At 65.1% G+C, this 19,165-nt stretch carries 18 protein-coding genes; 2 read left to right on the top strand and 16 right to left on the bottom strand.

What is annotated here, in order from left to right:
* Window positions 1-29 precede the first annotated feature (29 nt).
* The 6 genes from CIT39_RS12665 to CIT39_RS12640 all read right to left on the bottom strand — a co-directional run bounded on the left by CIT39_RS12665 (window position 30) and on the right by CIT39_RS12640 (window position 6,972).
* Window positions 30-1,523 (bottom strand): ABC transporter substrate-binding protein, encoded by a 1,494-nt coding sequence (locus CIT39_RS12665; RefSeq protein WP_094974994.1) that lies wholly within the window; start codon window positions 1,521-1,523, stop codon window positions 30-32.
* A gap of 55 nt (window positions 1,524-1,578) precedes the next feature.
* On the bottom strand, window positions 1,579-2,583 hold the full coding sequence (locus CIT39_RS12660; RefSeq protein WP_094974995.1) for an ABC transporter ATP-binding protein: 1,005 nt from the start codon (window positions 2,581-2,583) through the stop codon (window positions 1,579-1,581).
* Window positions 2,580-3,593, bottom strand: a complete 1,014-nt coding sequence (locus CIT39_RS12655; protein ID WP_162308472.1) for an ABC transporter ATP-binding protein — start codon at window positions 3,591-3,593, stop codon at window positions 2,580-2,582. Before CIT39_RS12655 ends, CIT39_RS12660 begins: the two co-directional genes overlap by 4 nt.
* A 2-nt stretch (window positions 3,594-3,595) precedes the next feature.
* Window positions 3,596-4,489 carry an ABC transporter permease gene (locus tag CIT39_RS12650; RefSeq protein WP_094974997.1) on the bottom strand — a complete coding sequence of 298 codons (894 nt, stop codon included), beginning with the start codon at window positions 4,487-4,489 and terminating at the stop codon, window positions 3,596-3,598.
* On the bottom strand, window positions 4,486-5,436 hold the full coding sequence (locus tag CIT39_RS12645) for an ABC transporter permease (RefSeq protein ID WP_094974998.1): 951 nt from the start codon (window positions 5,434-5,436) through the stop codon (window positions 4,486-4,488). Before CIT39_RS12645 ends, CIT39_RS12650 begins: the two co-directional genes overlap by 4 nt.
* Window positions 5,437-5,550: 114 nt before the next feature.
* Window positions 5,551-6,972, bottom strand: coding sequence for an amidase (locus tag CIT39_RS12640; RefSeq protein ID WP_162308471.1), 1,422 nt, complete (start codon window positions 6,970-6,972; stop codon window positions 5,551-5,553).
* Between the two features lie 121 nt (window positions 6,973-7,093).
* Here CIT39_RS12640 and CIT39_RS12635 point away from each other — a divergent pair, with 121 nt between their 5' ends.
* Window positions 7,094-7,981 carry a LysR family transcriptional regulator gene (locus CIT39_RS12635; RefSeq protein ID WP_094975000.1) on the top strand — a complete coding sequence of 296 codons (888 nt, stop codon included), beginning with the start codon at window positions 7,094-7,096 and terminating at the stop codon, window positions 7,979-7,981.
* Window positions 7,982-7,988: 7 nt separating this feature from the next.
* Here CIT39_RS12635 and CIT39_RS12630 read toward each other — a convergent pair whose 3' ends face one another.
* The 7 genes from CIT39_RS12630 to CIT39_RS12600 all read right to left on the bottom strand — a co-directional run bounded on the left by CIT39_RS12630 (window position 7,989) and on the right by CIT39_RS12600 (window position 14,611).
* On the bottom strand, window positions 7,989-8,924 hold the full coding sequence (locus CIT39_RS12630) for a carbohydrate kinase family protein (protein WP_094975001.1): 936 nt from the start codon (window positions 8,922-8,924) through the stop codon (window positions 7,989-7,991).
* A gap of 114 nt (window positions 8,925-9,038) precedes the next feature.
* Complete coding sequence (locus CIT39_RS12625; protein ID WP_094975002.1) at window positions 9,039-10,955, bottom strand: nitric oxide reductase activation protein NorD; 1,917 nt, start codon at window positions 10,953-10,955, stop codon at window positions 9,039-9,041.
* Between the two features lie 10 nt (window positions 10,956-10,965).
* Complete coding sequence (locus CIT39_RS12620; RefSeq protein WP_094975003.1) at window positions 10,966-11,775, bottom strand: CbbQ/NirQ/NorQ/GpvN family protein; 810 nt, start codon at window positions 11,773-11,775, stop codon at window positions 10,966-10,968.
* Between the two features lie 63 nt (window positions 11,776-11,838).
* The gene (locus CIT39_RS12615) at window positions 11,839-13,185 is read right to left on the bottom strand and encodes a cbb3-type cytochrome c oxidase subunit I (RefSeq protein WP_094975004.1); all 1,347 of its coding nucleotides are present in this window, start codon (window positions 13,183-13,185) and stop codon (window positions 11,839-11,841) included.
* Between the two features lie 39 nt (window positions 13,186-13,224).
* Window positions 13,225-13,677: a c-type cytochrome gene (locus tag CIT39_RS12610; protein ID WP_094975005.1), complete on the bottom strand. Its 453-nt coding sequence runs from the start codon at window positions 13,675-13,677 to the stop codon at window positions 13,225-13,227.
* Between the two features lie 95 nt (window positions 13,678-13,772).
* The gene (locus tag CIT39_RS12605) at window positions 13,773-14,033 is read right to left on the bottom strand and encodes a cytochrome C oxidase subunit IV family protein (RefSeq protein WP_162848692.1); all 261 of its coding nucleotides are present in this window, start codon (window positions 14,031-14,033) and stop codon (window positions 13,773-13,775) included.
* Window positions 14,033-14,611, bottom strand: a complete 579-nt coding sequence (locus CIT39_RS12600) for a cytochrome c oxidase subunit 3 family protein (RefSeq protein WP_094975007.1) — start codon at window positions 14,609-14,611, stop codon at window positions 14,033-14,035. The genes CIT39_RS12605 and CIT39_RS12600 overlap by 1 nt, the downstream gene beginning before the upstream one ends.
* A gap of 174 nt (window positions 14,612-14,785) precedes the next feature.
* Between CIT39_RS12600 and CIT39_RS12595 the strand changes: the two genes are divergently transcribed.
* Window positions 14,786-14,953: a hypothetical protein gene (locus tag CIT39_RS12595; protein ID WP_094975008.1), complete on the top strand. Its 168-nt coding sequence runs from the start codon at window positions 14,786-14,788 to the stop codon at window positions 14,951-14,953.
* Window positions 14,954-15,070: 117 nt separating this feature from the next.
* Here the strand turns inward: CIT39_RS12595 and mmsB are convergent, their stop codons facing one another.
* The 3 genes from mmsB to chvE all read right to left on the bottom strand — a co-directional run bounded on the left by mmsB (window position 15,071) and on the right by chvE (window position 19,094).
* Window positions 15,071-16,261, bottom strand: a complete 1,191-nt coding sequence (gene mmsB, locus CIT39_RS12590) for a multiple monosaccharide ABC transporter permease (protein ID WP_094975009.1) — start codon at window positions 16,259-16,261, stop codon at window positions 15,071-15,073.
* A complete protein-coding gene (gene mmsA / locus CIT39_RS12585; protein ID WP_094975010.1) occupies window positions 16,258-17,835 on the bottom strand; it encodes a multiple monosaccharide ABC transporter ATP-binding protein in 1,578 nt (525 codons plus the stop codon). Before mmsA ends, mmsB begins: the two co-directional genes overlap by 4 nt.
* 185 nt (window positions 17,836-18,020) lie before the next feature.
* Window positions 18,021-19,094, bottom strand: coding sequence for a multiple monosaccharide ABC transporter substrate-binding protein (chvE, locus tag CIT39_RS12580; protein WP_094975012.1), 1,074 nt, complete (start codon window positions 19,092-19,094; stop codon window positions 18,021-18,023).
* Window positions 19,095-19,165 lie beyond the last annotated feature (71 nt).

Here is a 19,165-nt window from a genome sequence, read left to right as displayed (position 1 = left end):
GGCGAACCTTCGATCTGTTCGAGCGCTCGCTATTCCCAGGACCACGCCGAGAAATCGTTCTCGAACTGCGGGACTTCCTTCCAGACGCCCTTCAGCTTCTTGTTGGTGACGGTCGGCCATTGCGGCTGGAACAGGTAGGCGGAGACGGCGTCGGTGGCCAGCATGCGCTGGGCGTCGCCGAGCAGCTTGGTGCGGGAGGCTTCGTCCGGCGTCGACACGATCTGCTTGTAGAGCGCGTTGAAGGCCTCGTTGTTGTAACCGATATAGTAGTCCGGCTCGGTGAGCTTGACGAGGTCGAACGGCTCGACATGGCTGACGATGGTCAGGTCGAAATTGTGCGGACCGTTGGGCGCGAACACCTGCGACAACCACTGCGCCCATTCGACGTTCTCGATCTTGGCGACGATGCCGACCTTGGCGAGCTGGGCCGCGACGATCTCGCCACCCTGCCGCGCGTAAGGCGGCGGCGGCAGTTTCAGCGAGAGCTCGAGCGGCGCGGTGACGCTGGCTTCCGTGAGCAGCTTCTTGGCCTTCTCCGGGTCGTAGGGGTTGACGCCGGTGGTGTCGACATAGCCCAGCGATCCCGGCGTGTAGAAGCTGCCGATCGGCGTGCCGAAGCCCTCGACGGCGCCGTCGATCAACGCCTTGCGGTCGATCGCGGCGAGGATGGCGCGACGAACGCGGACGTCGTCGAGCGGCTTCTTGCGGTGGTTGATAGCGACGATGGTCTTGGCCCGGGAGCCGCCGATCAGCACCGTGAAGCGTGGATCGGACTTGAACTGAGCAACGACGCGGGTCGCGATGCGCGGAAATGCGTCGACGTCGTTCGAGAGCAGCGCAGCGGCCTGGGCGGCCGGATCGGAGATGAAGCGGATCGTCACCTTCGAGAGCTTGATCGCGGAGGCGTTGCGATAATCGGCCCATTTGGTCAGCGTGATCGAGGAGCCCTTGGCCCAGGCGCCAAGCTGATAGGGCCCGGTCCCGACCGGCTGCGTGACGTTGGTCGCCGCGCTCTTCGGCTCGACGATCGAGCCGCTCGCCTGTCCGAGCAGGAACGGCAGGTTCGGCTCGGAATGTTTCACCGCGATGACGACGGTGTCGGCATCGGGCGTCTCGACCTTCTCGAAAGCCTGGAACAGGCTCTTGTCCTTGTTGGTGCTGGTCGCGGCCGCGTTGCGTTCGAACGAGAACTTCACTGCCGCTGAATTGAACGGCTCGCCATTGTGGAATTTGACGCCCTTGCGCAGCTTGAACGTGTAGGTCTTCAGATCGGGCGATGCGGTCCAGCTCTCCGCCAGCAGCGGCGAGGTAGTGCCGTCCTCGTTGATCTTGGTCAGCGTCTCGTAAATGTTGTAGAGCGTGACTTCAGCGATCGCAGCAGCGGCGGCATTGGTGGGGTCGAGCCCCGGCGGCTCCAGCGTCATTCCCATGACGACGCTGTCCTTCTTGCTCTGCGCCTGCACGGGCAAAGGCGCTGCCACCAGCGCGGCGGCAAAGGCGACGATCGATAGTTTCCTCAACATGCGTAACTCCCCGGCCTGTTCTATTCTTAAGCCTACGCCAATCCTGCTCCGGACACTAACCTTCCACGGCTGCCGGCGGCAACGCCATCACGGCCTCGGCCCTGTGGCAGGCGGCAAGGTGCCCCTCGCCCACCTTGCGTAACGCAGGCAGCGCCTCGCGGCAATGCTGGTCGGCGAGCGGACAGCGCACGACATAGGGGCACCCGGTGGTGGCCGCCGATTGCGAGGCGATCGCCTGGCTCCCGCGCCGCCGCCGCCCGCCGCCGGCGCGCGCCCGCGGCACCGCCTCCAGCAGCGCCCGCGTATAGGGGTGGGCGCAATGCTCGAACAGGTCTTCGGGGCGGCCCTGCTCGACGATCCGGCCGAGATACATCACCGCGACCTCGTCGCAGAGATAGTCGACGACGGCGAGGTCGTGGCTGATCAGGACGTAGCTGAGGCCGAACTGCTCCTGCAGATCCTGCATCAGGTTCAGCACCTGCGCCTGCACGGAGACATCGAGCGCCGAGACCGGCTCGTCGGCGACGATCAGCTTCGGCTGGGTGATCAGCGCGCGCGCAATTGCGATGCGCTGGCGCTGGCCGCCGGAGAATTCGTGCGGGTATTTCTCCATGTCGGCACCGCGCAAGCCGACCTGGCGCAGCGCCGCGGCGACACGTTCACCGAACGTGGCGCGATCGGCCCCCTCCAGCACCGTCAACGGTTCCGCGACAATGCGCGCGATGGTCTGCCGCGGATCGAGCGAGCCGTAGGGGTCCTGGAACACCATCTGGAAATCGCGGCGGGCGTGACGCAACTCGTCGGCGGAGATGCGATTGAGATCGCGGCCGAGCAGCGCGACCTGTCCCGACGTCGGCCGCTCCAGCGCCATCACCAGCCGCGCGAAGGTCGACTTGCCCGACCCGGACTCGCCGACGATTCCGAGGCTCCTGCCCGCGGCAACCCGCACGTTCACACCATTGAGCGCACGCACCTGCCCCGGCGGGCGAAACAGGCTTTCGCGCGGCAGAGCGTAGCGTTGCTCGAGATCCTTCACGTCGAGAAGCGGCGCAGCGGTCATGCGGTCAGCACTCCCTCGCGTTCCGACATCGAGACATCGGTCCTGATGCAGCGGACGAAGTGCCCGGGTCCGACGTCGATCATCGGCGGAAGCGCGGCACGGCACCGGTCGATCACGAGCGGACAGCGGTCGGAGAAGGCGCAGCCGGAAGGCAGATCGGCAAGCTCCGGCACGGTGCCCGAGATCGTCTTCAGCCGCGTGCCCTTGCGCGCGCCAAGCTTCGGCCGGGCGCGGAACAGGCCCTGCGTATAGGGATGACCCATGCGGCGGAACACCTCGTCGGTCGGCCCGCTCTCGACGACCGTGCCGCCATACATCACCATCATGCGCTGAACGTTCTCGGCGATGACGCCGAGATCGTGCGAGATCAGGATCATCGACATGCCGCGCTCCTCGACAAGATCGGCGATGAGGTCGAGGATCTGGCCCTGGATGGTGACGTCGAGCGCGGTGGTCGGCTCGTCCGCGATCAACAGGTCTGGCTCGCAGGCCAGCGCCATCGCGATGGTGATGCGCTGGCGCTGGCCGCCGGAGAACTGGTGGGGATAGGCGTCGATGCGCCTGTTAGCATCGGGCAGTCCGACGCGGTCGAGCAAGGCGATCGCCTCCTTGCGTGCCTGCGCCGCAGAATGGTTCTTGTGACGCCGCAGCGGCTCGGCGACCTGATGACCGATCGTATGCATCGGGTTGAGAGCGGTCATCGGCTCCTGGAAGATCATACTGATGCGATTGCCACGCAGCTTGCAATAGTCCGCGTCGGCAAGCCCGGCGAGTTCGTGATCATCGAGCTTGATGCTACCGGAGATCACTGCGCTATCGGGCAGCAGCCCCATCAGGGACAGCGCAGTGATCGACTTGCCGCAGCCAGACTCGCCGACCAGCCCCAGCGTGTCGCCGCGCTTCAGGGTAAAGCGGACATCGCGCACGGCCTGCGCACGCCCGCGGCTGGTGTTGAGACCGACGCCGAGGCTATCGACCTCGAGCAGCGGCACGGCCTCTCGCTCGCCCATCGTCATCGCTCCCGCGCCAATCTGGGATCGAGCAGGTCGCGCAATCCGTCACCGAGAAGATTGAGGCCGAGCACCGCGATCGCGATCGCAGCGCCCGGATAGACGGCGAGCATCGGCGACTGGAACAGCAGCGTCTGCGCATCGTTCAGCATCCGCCCCCAGGACGGCTGCGGCGGCTGCGTGCCGAGGCCGAGATAGGACAGCGCGGCTTCGGCGAGAATGGCGAGCGCGAACTGGATGGTGACCTGCACGATCAGGATCGACAGAATATTCGGCAGCACATGCTCGATGGTGATGCGGAAGGCACCCTTCCCTGCGGCACGCGCGGCCAGCACGAATTCGCGCGCCCAGATCGCGTTGGCCGAGCCGCGCGTCAGCCGGGTCAGTGTCGGGATCTGGAAGATGCCGATTGCGACGATCGAAGTGACCATGCCGGGCCCGAACACCGCAGCCAGCATGATCGCGGAGAGCACGGCCGGAAAGGCGAAGGTGAAGTCGGAGAAGCGCATGATGATCTCTTCGGTCCAGCCGCGCCGGGCGGAGGCGAGCAGGCCCAGCGTGACACCGAAGCCGAGACCGATGCCGACGGCGATGACACCGACCAAGATCGTGGATCGAGCGCCGGCCAGCAGCAGCGAGACGATGTCGCGGCCGAAGGAATCGGTACCGAGCCAGTGCGCGGCCGAGGGCGGCCGCAGCTTCGAGGCGATGTCGATCTCGTAGGGCGACCACGGCGTCCACACCAGCGAGAGCAGCGCCGAAGCGAGCACCAACAGACTCAGCGAACCGCCAAGCACGAAACTGCGATGCCGCAGCGCCCGGGCCCAGAAGGTCCTGGCCGGCAATCGGCGCGTCGCTATCGGCGCGTCAATCGGAGTGGTCAGGGGCGCGCTCACAGATCGTGCACCTTGATGCGGGGATCGATGAAGGCATAGAGCACGTCGACCACGAAATTGACGATGACGACCATGGTCGCGAGCAGCATCACGCAATTGCGCACCACGATGAGGTCGCGGTTGGCGATAGACTGGAAGATCAGCCGGCCGAGACCCGGCAGGTAGAATACGTTCTCGATCACGATGGTGCCGGCGAGCAGATTGGCGAATTGCAGCCCCATCACCGTCATGACCGGGATCATGGCGTTGCGGAGCACGTGGCTCCACAGCACTTCCCGCTTGCCGAGCCCTTTCGCGCGCGCCGTTCGAACAAAATCCTCGCGCAGCACTTCCAGCACCGCCGAGCGCGTCACACGCGCAAGGATCGCGGCCTGCACCACCGCGAGCGAGATCGCCGGCAGCAGCAGCGACCTGACGCCGAGCCAGATGCCGTCCTCCCAGCCGGAAAATCCCCCCGCCGAGAGCCATTGCAGCCGCACCGCGAACAGCAGCACGAGCAGGATCGCAAACCAGAAATTCGGCAGCGCGATGCCGATCTGCGTCAGCGACATCACGCCGACATCGCCGAGCCTGTTGTGGTTGGCGGCGGTGTAGATGCCGGCCGTGAGCGCCAGCGTCACCGTGATCGTCATGGCCATGATCGCGAGCGGAACGGTCAGCACCAGCCGCTCCGCGATCAGGCTGGCGACCGAGGTGCCGTAGACATAGGAGTTGCCGAGATCGCCGACGAGGAGCCCCTTGATCCATTGCAGATAGCGAACCGCCAGCGGCTGGTCCAGCCCGAGCTTGACCGTGAGCGCGCGCACCGCATCCGCCGAGGCATCGGCGCCCATCAGCATCTGCGCGGCGTTGCCGGGCAGCGCATCGAGCACGAGGAAGATGATCAGCGAAGCGCCGACCAGCGTCGCCAGCAAGGTCACCACTCGTCGGAGGACAAAGACGCTCATGCGCGCTCGGCTTCAGGGCTCAGATGCGGCACGATCAACATGTCCGGGCGGCTGAGGCAAGCCCTTTGCACACAAGTCCCTTGCACAGTAGGCCTTTGCTGCATGGCCATCTCCTCAAGCTGGCCAGCGGGACAGGAGATCGCTTGAAGCCTCGAACAGCGCGCTGACGCGCAGCAATTCCGCATCGGCCCGGAAGCGGCCGACGAGCTGAAGCCCGATCGGCAGGCCGTCGCGGCCGAAGCCAGAAAGCAGGCTGATTGCGGGATGGCCGGTCATGTTGAACGGCATGGTCCAGGGGAACCAGTGCGGCCGGACGCTATCGAAATGCGCTCCGTCGATCTCGATAGAGCCGAACAGATCCTGCTCGATCGGCAGCGCGGTGCGCGTGAGCGTCGGCATCGCCAGCAAATGCCCGTGCGCAAGCAGCGATTGCACGCGACGGAACAGCGCGGTGCGCGCGAACATCGCCTCCTGGTAGTCGACGCCGCTGACCTCGGTCGCGAGCGCGAGCTGCTTGAGGAAGGCCTCGCTCAGCTCGTTCCCGTGCTCGGCCGCGAGTTTCGCAAAGCGCGTACGCCAGACCGTGTGGTTGATGGCGCGCCAGATCGGCTCGATGTCAAAATCGTCACCGGAGAATTCCTCGAGCTCGGCGCCGAGCCCCGCCAGCCGGTCGAGGCTCGCCTTGAAGCTGGCTGCGACCTCAATGGACACCGGACGGCCAGGCGGCGTCAGGCAGTACAGGATCCGTTGCCCGCGCAGATCGCCGCGCGGGGCAGCCGTGCCGATGAAATCCGGCACGGGGACGCCGATCGACCAGGGGTCGCAGGCATCCTCACCTGACATCGCCTGCATCATCAGCGCGGTGTCGGCGACGGTGCGGGTGGTCGGCGTGACATAGGTCTGGTTGCCGAACACGTCCAGCGCCTGGCTGTGCGGGATCACACCGTTGCTCTGCTTCAAACCCACCACGCCATTGCAGGCAGCGGGAATTCGCGTCGAGCCGCCGCCGTCGGTCGCGACCGCGAGCGGCGCAATGCCGCTCGCCACCGCGACCGCCGCGCCGCCGCTGGAGCCGCCGGAGGACCGGCGGGCGTCCCAGGCATTGCGGGTGCGACCGAACAAAGGCGAATCCGTCAGGCACTTGCTGCCGAATTCCGGCGTCGTGGTCTTGCCGATCAGGATTGCGCCTTCGCGGCGCAACCGCGCGACCGCGACGGCATCCTCGGTCGGCACATTGTCCTTGTAGGGAACGGCGCCGAAGGTGGTCCTGACGCCCTCTGTGTTGACGATGTCCTTGACGGTGACGGGGATGCCGTGGAGCAGGCCAAGCGGCTCGCCGGCCATCATCTTGCGCTCGGCAGCGCGCGCCTGCGTCATCGCCTCGTCGCCACATAGCGTGATGAAACAGTTCAGCTCGGGCTGGCGCGCCTCGGCGCGCGCCAGCACCGCACTGACGATCTCGACGGGAGAAATCTTCCGCGTGGCGATGAGGCCGCGGAGTTCGGTTGCGGACAAGAGACAGGGATCGCCGTTCATCGTCACACCACGCTTCGAAGCTGGCCTGTTGGCCCAAGGCATTGACAGCGAGAATGACAGTTTTGTTAACTCGTCGTCCAATACCATTTTGAGCCCCAACCCATACACTTTCGGTATGCCAATGGATCTTCGCCGGCTCCGCTATTTCGTCGCCGTCGCCGAGGCGCGCAGCATCGGCAAGGCCGCCGAGCTGCTTCGGATGGCGCAGCCGCCGCTCTCGGTCCAGATTCGCAAGCTCGAGGCCGAGATCGGCGCTCCGCTGTTCCGCCGCGGCACCCGCGGCATGGACCTGACCGAGGCAGGTCAGGCACTGCTGGCGCGCGCCAGCGAGGCACTCGCCCTCGCGACCGACGGCGCCGAAGCAGCGCGCGCGGTTGCCTCGGGGCGGCGCGGGCGGCTGTCGGTAGGCTATATGTTCGTGCTGGCGAACGCGATGCTGCCGCGGCTCATCCCTGAGCTCCGCCGCGCGGTTCCCGGCATCGACCTCGGCTTCGCCGAACTCAGCGCATCGACGCGCGAAGCCCGCGTGCTCGACCGCAGCGTCACGGTCGCGCTGTGCATGCCGGCGATCAACCATCCTGAGATCCAGGTGGCACGGATCGGTGCGCAACCGTTCATGCTGGCGATGCCGATCCGCTCGCCGCTCGCACGCTTGAGCTCGGTGCCGATGGAGAAGCTGCAGGGCCGCCCGCTGATCGCGCTCCCGCATCCGGACCATGGACCCGCCTCCTCCGCCGTCGTCCCCTTGTTGCGCCGGCACCAAATCGTGATGCCGATCGCCAGCCGGGTGGAGACGGTGCATTCGGCGATGAGCCTGGTTCTGGCCGGTGAAGGTCTCGCCATTCTGCCGGCCTGCGCGCAGCTCGGCGCGCCACGCGGCATCGTGTTCCGACCGCTGCGTGACGTCACCGACTCCCTCGACATTGCAGTCTGTTGGCGGCGGGATTCCCAAAGTCCGCTGATCGGGATCTTCCTCAAATGCGCCGAGAAGGCGGCCGCGCGGATCTGAGGCGAGGCTAGAGACTCCAACTCACCTCGTGGCCCCAGGGCGGATCGGCGCCCGGGCGGGTGCAGGTGAGGCCCGCGCAGCCGGCGGCGAAGGACAGTGCGCGGCGGAGCTCATCGGCACTGATGTCCTTCAGTGCTCGCCGGGCAATGCGACCCTGCTTGTGCAAAGCAAACAGCAGCGCCGCCTGAAAACTGTCGCCGGCCCCGATCGTGTCGGCCACCTCGACCTTTGGCGCGGCGACCTCGATCTGCCCTGTCCCCGCGTGCCATGCAATGGCGCCATCGCTGCCGCGGGTGATGACGACGAGGCTCGTGCCCTGCATGAGCAGTTCGTTCGCCCGCTGCCGATATGGCTCGTCGCCGAAGAGGTAGGCGAAGTCGACGTCCGACAGCTTGATCAGATCAGCGCTGGCAGCGAACTCCGCCATCCGCGCGAAATAGGCCGGCTTGTCCTCAACCAGATTAGGGCGGCAGTTCGGATCGAAGGAGATCGTCGATGAGGGCCGCGCATCCGCGATCAGCGCCTTCGTCTCGGCGGCTCCCCGGTCGTTGACAAGCGTGGTCGAGCCGACATGAACGGCCTCGATGTCGGCGAATGGAATGGCCTCGCGCCGGTAGGTCCAGCTCCGCGTCGCGGTCTCGGCATCGTAGAAGGCGTAGTGCGAGTCGCCGTCGACGATACGGACGAAGGCAAGCGTGGTCTGACGGTCGCTGCGGGTGGCGAGACTGAGGTCGACATGCGAGGCTGTGGCGTGGTCTGCGATCATCCGTCCGAACAAATCGGTCGAGATGCCGCCGACGAAGCCGGTCGGCGCGCCGAGTCGCGCCATGCCGATCGCGACATTGAGGCAGGAGCCGCCGACCGCCGGCATCACCGCTTCGCGCCCACCGGCGTTTCGCATCGGCACGAAATCGATCAGCGCATCGCCGCAGGATATCAGCATTCGCTTCAGCCCTCGGCAATCATTCCAGCGCGCGCTTGCTTCATCAGTCTGAGGCAAGCCTATCAGCAAGTGTGGCCACCATCCAGCCGCACCACGCGCTTTATCCGCGCCGGCTCAGTGCGCGACCTGCCGGTAGATCGCCGGCAGCGCCGCGGGCAACCGCTTGATGTTGCCGACGATGGCATAGCCGCCGCGGCCGAACAGGGTCGGGAAGTAGGATTGCGCGGTTGCGTCCACCGTGACGCCGAAGGCGGCGATGCCGAGCCGGCGAGCCTCTTGCACCGATTTGCGGGTGTCTTCGAGCGCGAAGCGGCCCTCGTAATGATCGACGTCGTTCGGCTTGCCGTCGGTGAGAACGAGCAACAGCTTCTTGCGCTGCGGCTGGCGGGCGAGCTCGGCCGCGGCGTGGCGCACCGCCGCGCCGATCCGCGTGTAATAGCCCGGCTTCAGCGCGCCGATGCGACGCTCGACTGTCGGGCTCATCGGCTCGCCGAAGGCCTTGACCGTCTCGAGCCGCACCCAGGACCGCCGGCGCGAGGTGAAGGTGAGGATGCTGTGGTGGTCGCCGCAAGCCGAAATCCCGTGGGCGAGCGCCAGCAGCGCCTCCTTCTCCACGTCGAGCACGCGGTAGCCGTCGACCCAGGCGTCCGTGGACAGCGAGACATCGACGAGCAGCGTGACCGCAAGATCGTGCCCTTGCGGGCGCATCGCGACATGGATGCGATCGAGACCACTGCTGCTGCCGGCGCGAAGATCGCAGCGCGCACGCACCAGCGCGTCGAGATCGAGATCGTGTCCGTCGACCTGGGCGCGCATCAATTCGTGGCGCGGCCGCAGCACCTCGAAGCGGCGGCGCACCTGGCGGATGTGCCGGCGCATGGCGTCGTCGGGCGTCCAGCTCTCACCTTGCTCGGAGGCCGCACCCGCCAGCACGCGGCAATGATCGGGCAGATAGGATCCGCTGCGGTAATCCCATTCGGGATAGGTGAGATCCGCGTTCAGCCGCGATGCATCGAGGGCCTCCGGCGGCAGGTCGAGATCGAACTTGAACCGGCTCGCCGGCTTGCCTGTGCGGCGGCTGAGCGTGATCTCCTCGAGATCGTCGGCTGCCTTCTGCGCGTCCTCGTCCTCACTGTCGTCCGAGGGACGGTCGACGTTGACCATCTCGGCCATCGCGAGGATCTTCTCGAAGCGATTGAGCACGAAAGGATCGCGGCGATTGGCATTGTCCTCGCGCTCGCGCACAGCAAAGCGCTTGCGATTGTCCTGGGCCTCGGGCTCGGCGCACGGTGCGCATTCATCCTCGCCGGCATGCGCGGGCGAGAGCTCGCGCGTCCAGCAATCCCCCCAAAGCGGGCACGGCAGGATCGAATGATAGCCCGGCGGCGCCTTGTCCGGCAGCGGACCCGTCCCCATCATCGCCGGCCACAATGTGCCCGCAGGTGCCCTTCCGGCGCCGAGCAAGGCCAGCACGATCTGCTCGACCTCCTGCTCGATGCGCGGCAGGGGGCGACGAGGCCGGGCCTCGGCCGTTGCCGCGACGAGCTGGGCGTAATCGGCGACAAGGCCGGGAAATTGCGTGAGCACGAAGACCGCCGTCTCGCTCGCCCGGCGCAGCACCAGAAGATCCCGTCGCAGCGGATCGGCTTCCGCGATCGTCTCGATGGGCGCGGCCGCGAACCAGGCCGCAAGCCAGCTATAAAGCGCCGCGTTCAACGCGCGGTCCGGAAAGATCGAGATGCGATCGGGGAGGAAGATGGCCGCAGCGTCACGGCCGGGCTGCTCCAATCGCTCGTCTCCAAGGCCGATGCGCTGGCGCCAGCCGAGACGGTGCCCCGATTTTCGCGCGCCTGCGCTTGCAATCTGCACCCCACTCTCACCGCCGAGCGCGCGGAACATCACCGCGAGCCGGCCCTTCACCTCGGTCAGTGCAACGGCGTGATCATCGTGAACCGGATAGCTCGCGGTCCCGCCGACCATCCGGTGCCAGGCGCGGCCGACCGTCTCCTCCAGTTCGAGAAAGTCGAGCATGGCCGTGGCCTCACCCGATGACGGCGCGTGCGACGTCCAGCAGGGCCGCCTTCACGTCGGAATCGTCGGTGAGCGGCTCGATCATGCCCGCCAGCACGGCATCGGCGATCGGCGTGCCCGCGGCGATCAAGGTCGCGCAATAAACCACGAGCCGGGTCGAGACGCCCTCCTCCAGGTCGTGACCCCGGAGCGCGCGCAGCCGGCCAGCCAGCCCCACCAGCGGCCGCACGCGCTCCGGCGACAGCCCGCTCTCGGCGGACACGACGGCGATCTCCTGCTCGGGCGGCAGGAAGCCGAATTCGATGGCGATGAAGCGTTGCCGCGTCGATGGCTTCAGCGCCTTCAGCAGCGTCTGGTAGCCGGGGTTGTACGAGACCACGAGCATGAAGCTGTTCGGCGCCACCAGCTCCTCGCCGGTCCGCTCCAGCGGCAGGATGCGGCGGTCGTCGGTCAGAGGATGCAGCACCACGGTGACGTCCTTGCGGGCCTCCACGACCTCGTCGAGATAGCAGATGCCGCCCTCGCGCACCGCGCGCGTCAGCGGACCATCGGTCCACACGGTGTCGCCGCCCCGGAGCAGATAGCGCCCGGTGAGATCGGCGGCGGTGAGATCGTCGTGACAGGCAACCGTGTGAAGCGGCAGGCCCAGCCGCGCCGCCATATGCGCGACGAAGCGCGTCTTGCCGCAGCCGGTCGGCCCCTTGAGCAGAACCGGCAGGTGACGTTGCCAGGCATGCTCGAAAAGCTCGCATTCGTTTCCGGATGGAACATAGGCCGGCAGCTCGGGCGCCGAGGTCACCGTATGAAGGGCAGCTTTCATGAGGTCTCTCCGGATTTTCCAGGAAGCAGGCGGCCGCGGCAAACCGCGGCCGCCCTTTCTCGTTTACTCGGCCGGCTGCAGCGCGGCGGGAATGATCGCCTGCTTCTCGCGGCCTGGCACCAGCACGGCCCAGACGAACATCAGCGCGGAGATCGCGACGAACACACCGGAGCCGAGTCGGACCCAGTAGAACATCACGAGCTGGTCCTGCACGTCCATGTAGCCCTGGCCGAGCACGCGCTGGAGATGGACCTGGACCACGCCGGCGAAGGTCAGCGCGAAGGTCATGGTCATCATCGCCGTGCACATGATCCAGAAGCTCGCCATGGAGAGCCACTGGTTATAGGGCGCACGTCCCTTGAGCTGCGGGATCGCATAGGCCATCACCGACAGGTTCAGCATCACGTAGGCGCCGAAGAAGGCGAGATGGCCGTGCGCGGCAGTAACCTGGGTGCCGTGGGTGTAATAGTTCACGGAGGACAGCGTGTGCAGGAAGCCCCAGACGCCGGCGCCGAGGAACGCCATCACCGAGCAGCCGACCGACCACAACAGCGCAGCGCGGTTCGGATGCTTGCGGCCGGCCTTCCAGGTCATCTGCACCGTGAAGATCACCATGGTGAAGAATGGCGCAACCTCGAGCGTGGAGAACAGCGAGCCAATCCACTGCCAGTAACCGGGCGCTCCGATCCAGTAGAAATGGTGGCCGGTGCCGAGGATGCCCGAAAACAGGGCCAGGCCGATGATGACGTAGAGCCACTTCTCCACGACCTCACGATCGATGCCGTTGAGCTTGATCATGAGATAGGCGAGCACGGAGGCCATGATCAACTCCCAGACGCCTTCGACCCAGAGATGGACGACGTACCACCAATACATCTTGTCGACGGCGAGGTTCGCCGGGTTGTAGAAGGCGAACAGGAAGAAGATCGCGACGCCCCACAGGCCGAACAACAGGATATTGGTGACCGTGGTCTTGCGGCCCTTAAGCGCCGTCATCGTGACGTTGAACAGGAACATCAGGCAGACGACGACGATGCCGACCTTGATGATGAAGGGCTGTTCGAGGAACTCGCGGCCCTCGTGATAGTGGAAGAGATAGCCGACCACGGCGACGCCGGCCGCGCCGAAGAACATCCAGAACTGGATCTTCGCCAGCAACGGGCTATAGAGTTCGGTCTCGGTCTCTTCCGGGAGAAGGAAGTAAGTCGCCCCCATGAAGCCGATCAGCGACCACACGATCAGCGCGTTGGTGTGGATCATCCTGACGATGTTGAACGGCAGGAGGGTCGACAGTGTGTTGGGCAGGACGTAGATCGTTCCGGCGAGAAGGCCGAACAGGACCTGGGCCATGAACAGGGTCAGCGCGCCGTAGAAATACAGCATCGCGACCTTCTGGGTTTGATATTTCATCTCGGGTTCTCTCTGTCTTGAAAGAGGAATGCGGCAGGCTCAGCCGGCCTTGTTCGGCGGCCAGCTCTGACGCTTGATCGTGCTGGTCCATTGCAGGAAATCGGCGAGATCGTTGAGTTCCTGGTCGGTCAGGTTGAACTGCGGCATCTGCCGCCGACCCTCTGCGCCCGAGGGCTGCGACTGCATCCAGGCCTTCAGCGTTTCGCGTGCAGCGGCCGGATCCTCCTTGCCGCCCCAGCGATCCCAGACGTTGCCGACCTCAGGCGCGAAATAGGCGCCCTCGCCCAGCAGCGTGTGGCAGTTGATGCAGGAGTTCTTCTCCCAGACGTGCTTGCCGCGGGCGACCGCGGACGTCAGCGTCGTGGCGTCCGTGGACGTCGTGGCCATGTAGTAATGGCTGTGCGCCGTCAGCCCTATGAAAATGGCGAAGAAAAAGGCCGAGCCGCCGTAGAAGACGTTCCGAGCGGCCGACTTGGTCAGGCGTTCAGCCATTGCCAATCCTTTCCGTATGATTCCCGCGAAATAGCGATGCTGTGATTTATTGCCGAATGGCGCGGATCACTCTTTGTCGAGGCGCAAGGAGCGCGTCAGATCAGGGCAACGATGGCGGATGCGAGCCAGGCGAACAGCACCACGATGAAGACCCAGGCGCTGACGATGCCGCGCCAAAGTGCCGGTGCCGAGCGGAGATCGAGGAAATCGAGCACGATGCGGCGGCCCTTGACGGCGGCAAACGTCAGCAGCAAGGCATTGGCGAGCAAGGGACGCGACACCAGCGGCGGGACCAGAATGGTCGCGAGCGCAAGGCCGACCAACATGATCCAGGCGGCGTCGAGACGATCCGGTATCACGGGTGCACCAGATAAATGATCGGAAACATGACGATCCAGAGCAGGTCGACCATGTGCCAGAACGCGGTTCCGGTCTCGACTCCCGCCGCCCGGGCGCTCCGCGAAACCACGGCCAGGATCACGATGCCGAGGCCGACATGCAGAAGATGGAAGCCGGTGAGGAGGAAGTAGAGCGTAAAGAACGGGCTGGTCTCCAGGCCGTTGCCCAACGCGATCTCGCCGGCATATTCGAACAGCTTGACCGCGATGAAGACACCGCCAAGGGCCATGGCGCCGAACAGCCAGCCGCGCGCACGTGCCCTTTCGCCCGCCCGTGCAGAGGCCGTCGCGCGTGCGGCGGCCCAACCGCTGGTCACGAGCACGATGGTGTTGATTCCGGCCAACTGAGCATCAAGCGTGGCCTGCCCGGCGGCGAAGACCGCCGGTTGAAGCGCGCGCGCGACGACGAAAGCACCGAGGAACAAGCCGAACGCCGCGAGTTCGCTGAAGATCAGCACCCAGATCATGGGATCGCCGGGAAGATCTTCCAGGATTCCCCAGCCGGTGCTCCGTCGTTCGCAATCCGTCGCCGACATCTGTCTTCCGCATCAAGTTCGCCGAACAGATATCCCACTTGTCCGGCCCCAACTTTGTCGCCGGACAAATAGTGCAACCAGTCTGAAGCGCGTTTGTGCTGTCGCAACGTTCCGCCCGGCCCACCGTCATAGGCTGGATGCATCCGGCGGTTCCGCAAGACGGCGAGCGATGCGATGAGCGATGCACAAATCGGGCTGATGACCGCGACACCGATCATCATCGTCTTCGCCATCGTGCTTCGGCGAATGGGGGTGCTGTCGACCGTGGCAACAATATCGGCGGTGAGCCTCTCCGTCGCGATCGCGACGGTGCTGTTCACGACGCAATCACCGCTGCCGTAGGGCGGGCAAAGCGGCCGCCACAGGCAGACGCGTGCCCACGTCTCGGTCCACGATCGCGGAAGCATGGTGGGCACGGCGCGTTGCGCCTTTGCCCACCCTACGAGACCGTCAATGCGGCTACCGCCGCTGGTTATACACGTCGATGCACACCGCCCCGAGCAGCACCAGGCCCTTGATGACCTGCTGGTAGTCGATGCCGATGCCGAGGATGGACATGCCGTTGTTCATCACGCCCATGATCATGGCCCCGACCACGGCGCCACCGACGCGCCCGACCCCGCCATAGGCCGAGGCACCGCCGATAAAGCAGGCGGCGATGACGTCTAGCTCGAAGCCGAGCCCGGCCTTCGGCGTCGCTGTGTTGAGCCGTGCGGCGAAGACGAGACCGGCGAGCGCGGCGAGCACGCCCATGTTGACGAAGGTGAAGAAGGTCAGCCGCTCCGTCTTGATGCCCGACAGTTTTGCCGCCTTGGCATTGCCGCCGACGGCATAGACCTGCCGGCCGATCACGGTGCGCCGGGTGACGAAGCCATAGAGTGCGATCAACGCGGTCATGATCACAAGCACGTTCGGCAGGCCGCGATGCGAAGCGATCAGATAGGTGAAATAGAGTACCGCACAGGCGAGCAAAACGCTCTTCCCCAGGAAGAACGCATACGGCTCGACCTCGATGCCGTGCAATTGCTCGCGCGAGCGGCCCTTGGCGCCGGCATAGACGAGGCCAAGCGCGAGCACGGCACCGATCAGCATCGAGGTCGGATGCAGCGTGCCGGCCTCGGGCAGCAGTTCCGGAATGAAGCCGGACGACAGCTTCTGGAAGGTCGCCGGAAATGGGCCGAGTGATTGGCCCTGCAGCACCGCGAGCGCGAGGCCCTTGAACACCAGCATGCCCGCCAGCGTCACGATGAAAGACGGGATCTTGAAATAGGCCACCCAATAGCCCTGCGCCGCGCCGATGGCGGCACCGACCACGAGACAGGCAATGAAGGCGAGCGTGTAGTCAACCTTGTACGTCACCATCAGCACGGCGGCCACTGCACCGACGAAGCCGGCGACCGAGCCGACCGAGAGGTCGATATGACCGGTCACGATCACCAACAGCATGCCCAGCGCCATGATGACGATGTAGCTGTTCTGGAGCACCAGGTTCGTCAGGTTCAGCGGCTGCAGCAGCGTGCCGCCGGTCATGACCTGGAAGAACAGCATGATCGCGATCAACGACATCAGCATGCCGTAGTTGCGCAAATTGTTCTTGATGAAGCTGCCGTGCCGGCGCTCCTCGGGCAGCGATACGGTCTTGTCGGTCATGGCTGCGATCCTCCCATCTCCGCGGCCTCAGGCACGCCGTTTCCGTTGCGTCTTACATTGCGCATGATGGCGCGCATGATCTTTTCCTGCGTCGCGTCGGCGCCCTTGAACTCGCCGACGAAGGCGCCGTCGTTCATGACGCAGATGCGATCGCAGATGCCGAGCAGTTCGGGCATCTCCGAGGAGATCACCACGACGCCGCGGCCGGCTTCCGCCAGCTCGTTGATGATACAGTAAATCTCGTATTTGGCACCGACGTCGATGCCCCGCGTCGGCTCGTCCAGGATCAGCACCTTGGGGTCGGTCATCAGCCATTTCGACAGCACCACCTTCTGCTGGTTGCCGCCGGAGAGCTGGCCGGTCTCCTGGTAGACGTCGGAGCAGCGGATGCGCATGCGCGTGCGATAGTCGCTGGCGATCTTCAGTTCAGCGATGTCGTCGATCACGCGTTTAGGTGCGACCTGATCGAGGCTGGCCAGCGTGATGTTTTTGCGGACGTCGTCGGCCAGGATCAGGCCGAGCTGCTTGCGATCCTCGGTGACGTAGGCAAGGCCCGCGTCGATCGCCGCCGCAACGCTCGGCAGCACCATGTCTCTGCCCTCGAGCCGAATACTGCCGCTGATATTGGTGCCCCAGGAGCGGCCGAACAGGCTCATGGCGAATTCGGTGCGGCCGGCGCCCATCAGCCCGGCAATGCCGACGACCTCGCCGCGCCTGACGCCGAAATTGACGTTCTTGATCACCTGCCGCTCCGGATGGATGGGGTGATGGACCGACCAGTTCGCGACTTCGAGCACGGGCTCGCCGATCTTCACGCTGCGCTCCGGGAAACGGTGAGCCATATCGCGATTGACCATGCTGCGGATGATGCGGTCTTCCTGGATCGGCTCGGCGCGGCAGTCGATGCTGTCGACCGTGCGGCCGTCGCGCAGCACGGTGATGTGGTCGGCGACCTTGGCGACCTCGTTGAGCTTGTGCGAGATCAGGATCGAGCCGATGCCCTGCTCGCGGAACACCATCAAGCGTTCGAGCAGCGCGGCGCTGTCGGCCTCGTTGAGACTCGCGGTCGGCTCGTCCAGGATCAGCATCCGCACCCGCTTCGAGAGCGCCTTGGCGATTTCGACCAGTTGCTGCTTGCCGACGCCGAGATCGGTGATCAGGGTGTCCGGGGACTCCTTCAGACCGACCTGCGCCAGCAGCTCACGCGTGCGCCGGTAGACCTCGTCACGGTCGATCACACCGAACTTTGAAGGCGGATGCGACAGGAAAATGTTCTCCGCGATCGACATCAGCGGGATCAGCGCCAGCTCCTGATGGATGATGATGATGCCAAGCGCCTCGGAATCGTTGATGTCGCGGAAGCGGCGCTCCTCGCCGTCGAAGACGATGGTGCCTTCGTAGCTGCCATGCGGATAGACCCCGCTGAGCACCTTCATCAGCGTCGACTTGCCGGCACCGTTCTCGCCGACGAGCGCGTGGATCTGCCCGGCGTGAACCGAGAAATTGACGTCGCGCAGCGCCTGGACGCCTTCAAAGCTCTTGCTGACGTTGCGCATCTCCAGCATGGCGGTCATCGTATCAGACTCCAGGTCTCTTCGACGTCGTCATGGCCGGGCTGGTCCCGGCCATCCACGTGCCGCTGCCTGCAAGGAAGGACGTGGATGCCCGGGACAAGCCCGGGCATGACGAGTATGTGGACATCCGTTTCGTCCCATAAAGAGCTCCCCCTCCCCGCATTCGGGACAAGCAAAGAAAGAGCCTACTGGAACTGCGACTTCTTGTAGTAGCCGCTCTCGACCAGAACCTTCTCCCAATTGTCCTTGTAGACCACGACCGGCTTGAGCAAATAGGACGGCACGGTCTTGACGCCGTTCTCGTAGGTCTTGGTGTCGTTGACCGTAACCTGCTTGCCGGCCAGCGCGGCGTCGACCATGTCGGCGGTCACCTTGGCGAGGTCCCGGGTGTCCTTGAAGATGGTCGAGTATTGGTCGCCGCGCAGCATCGCCTTGATCGAGGGTACCTCGGCGTCCTGACCCGAAATGATCGGCATCGGCTGATCGGCGCTGCCATAGCCGACGCCCTTCAGTGAGGAGATGATGCCGATCGAGATGCCGTCATAGGGCGAGAGCACGGCGTTGAGCTTCTTGTTGCCGTAGTAGGCGCTGAGCAGATTGTCCATGCGGGCCTGCGCGGTGGCACCGTCCCAACGCAAGGTCGCGACCTTGTCCATGCCCATCTGGCCGGAGGCGACCACGAGCTTGCCGCTGTCGATGTAAGGCTTCAGCACGCTCATGGCGCCGTTGTAGAAGAAGTAGGCGTTGTTGTCGTCGGGCGAGCCGCCGAACAGCTCGATGTTGAACGGGCCCTTGCCTTCCTTCAGACCGAGTCCCTTTTCGATCGATTGCGCCTGGAGCACACCGACCTGGAAATTGTCAAAGGTCGCGTAATAATCGACGTTCGGCGTGCCGCGGATCAGGCGGTCATAGGCGATCACGGTGATGCCTTTTGCCTTGGCTTGCTTGAGCACGTCGGACAGCGTGGTGCCGTCGATCGCGGCGATTACCAGCGCTTTGGCGCCCTTGGTCACCATGTTCTCGACCTGCGAGAGCTGGTTCGGGATGTCGTCCTCGGCATATTGCAGATCGGTGTTGTAGCCGCGCTCCTTCAGCACCTTGACCATGTTGTTGCCGTCGTCGATCCAGCGCGCCGAGGACTTGGTCGGCATGGCGATGCCGACGGTCGCCTTGTCCTGGGCAGAGGCGGTGAGGCCTGTGGCCATCGTCGCGGCGCCGGCCAGGGCCAGCGCGAGGAATGTCGTCTTCAGTTTCAGCATGTTTCACTCCCTTTGGTGTCAGATTGTTTCTTGCTGTCATCGAGAACTTGGTCGTAGACGGCTCTTGGGTC

Source organism: Bradyrhizobium symbiodeficiens (assembly GCF_002266465.3).
Classification (GTDB): Bacteria; Pseudomonadota; Alphaproteobacteria; order Rhizobiales; family Xanthobacteraceae; genus Bradyrhizobium; species Bradyrhizobium symbiodeficiens.
The sequence above is the reverse complement of the archived record's forward strand: the minus strand, read 5'-3'. Positions and strand labels throughout refer to the sequence as shown.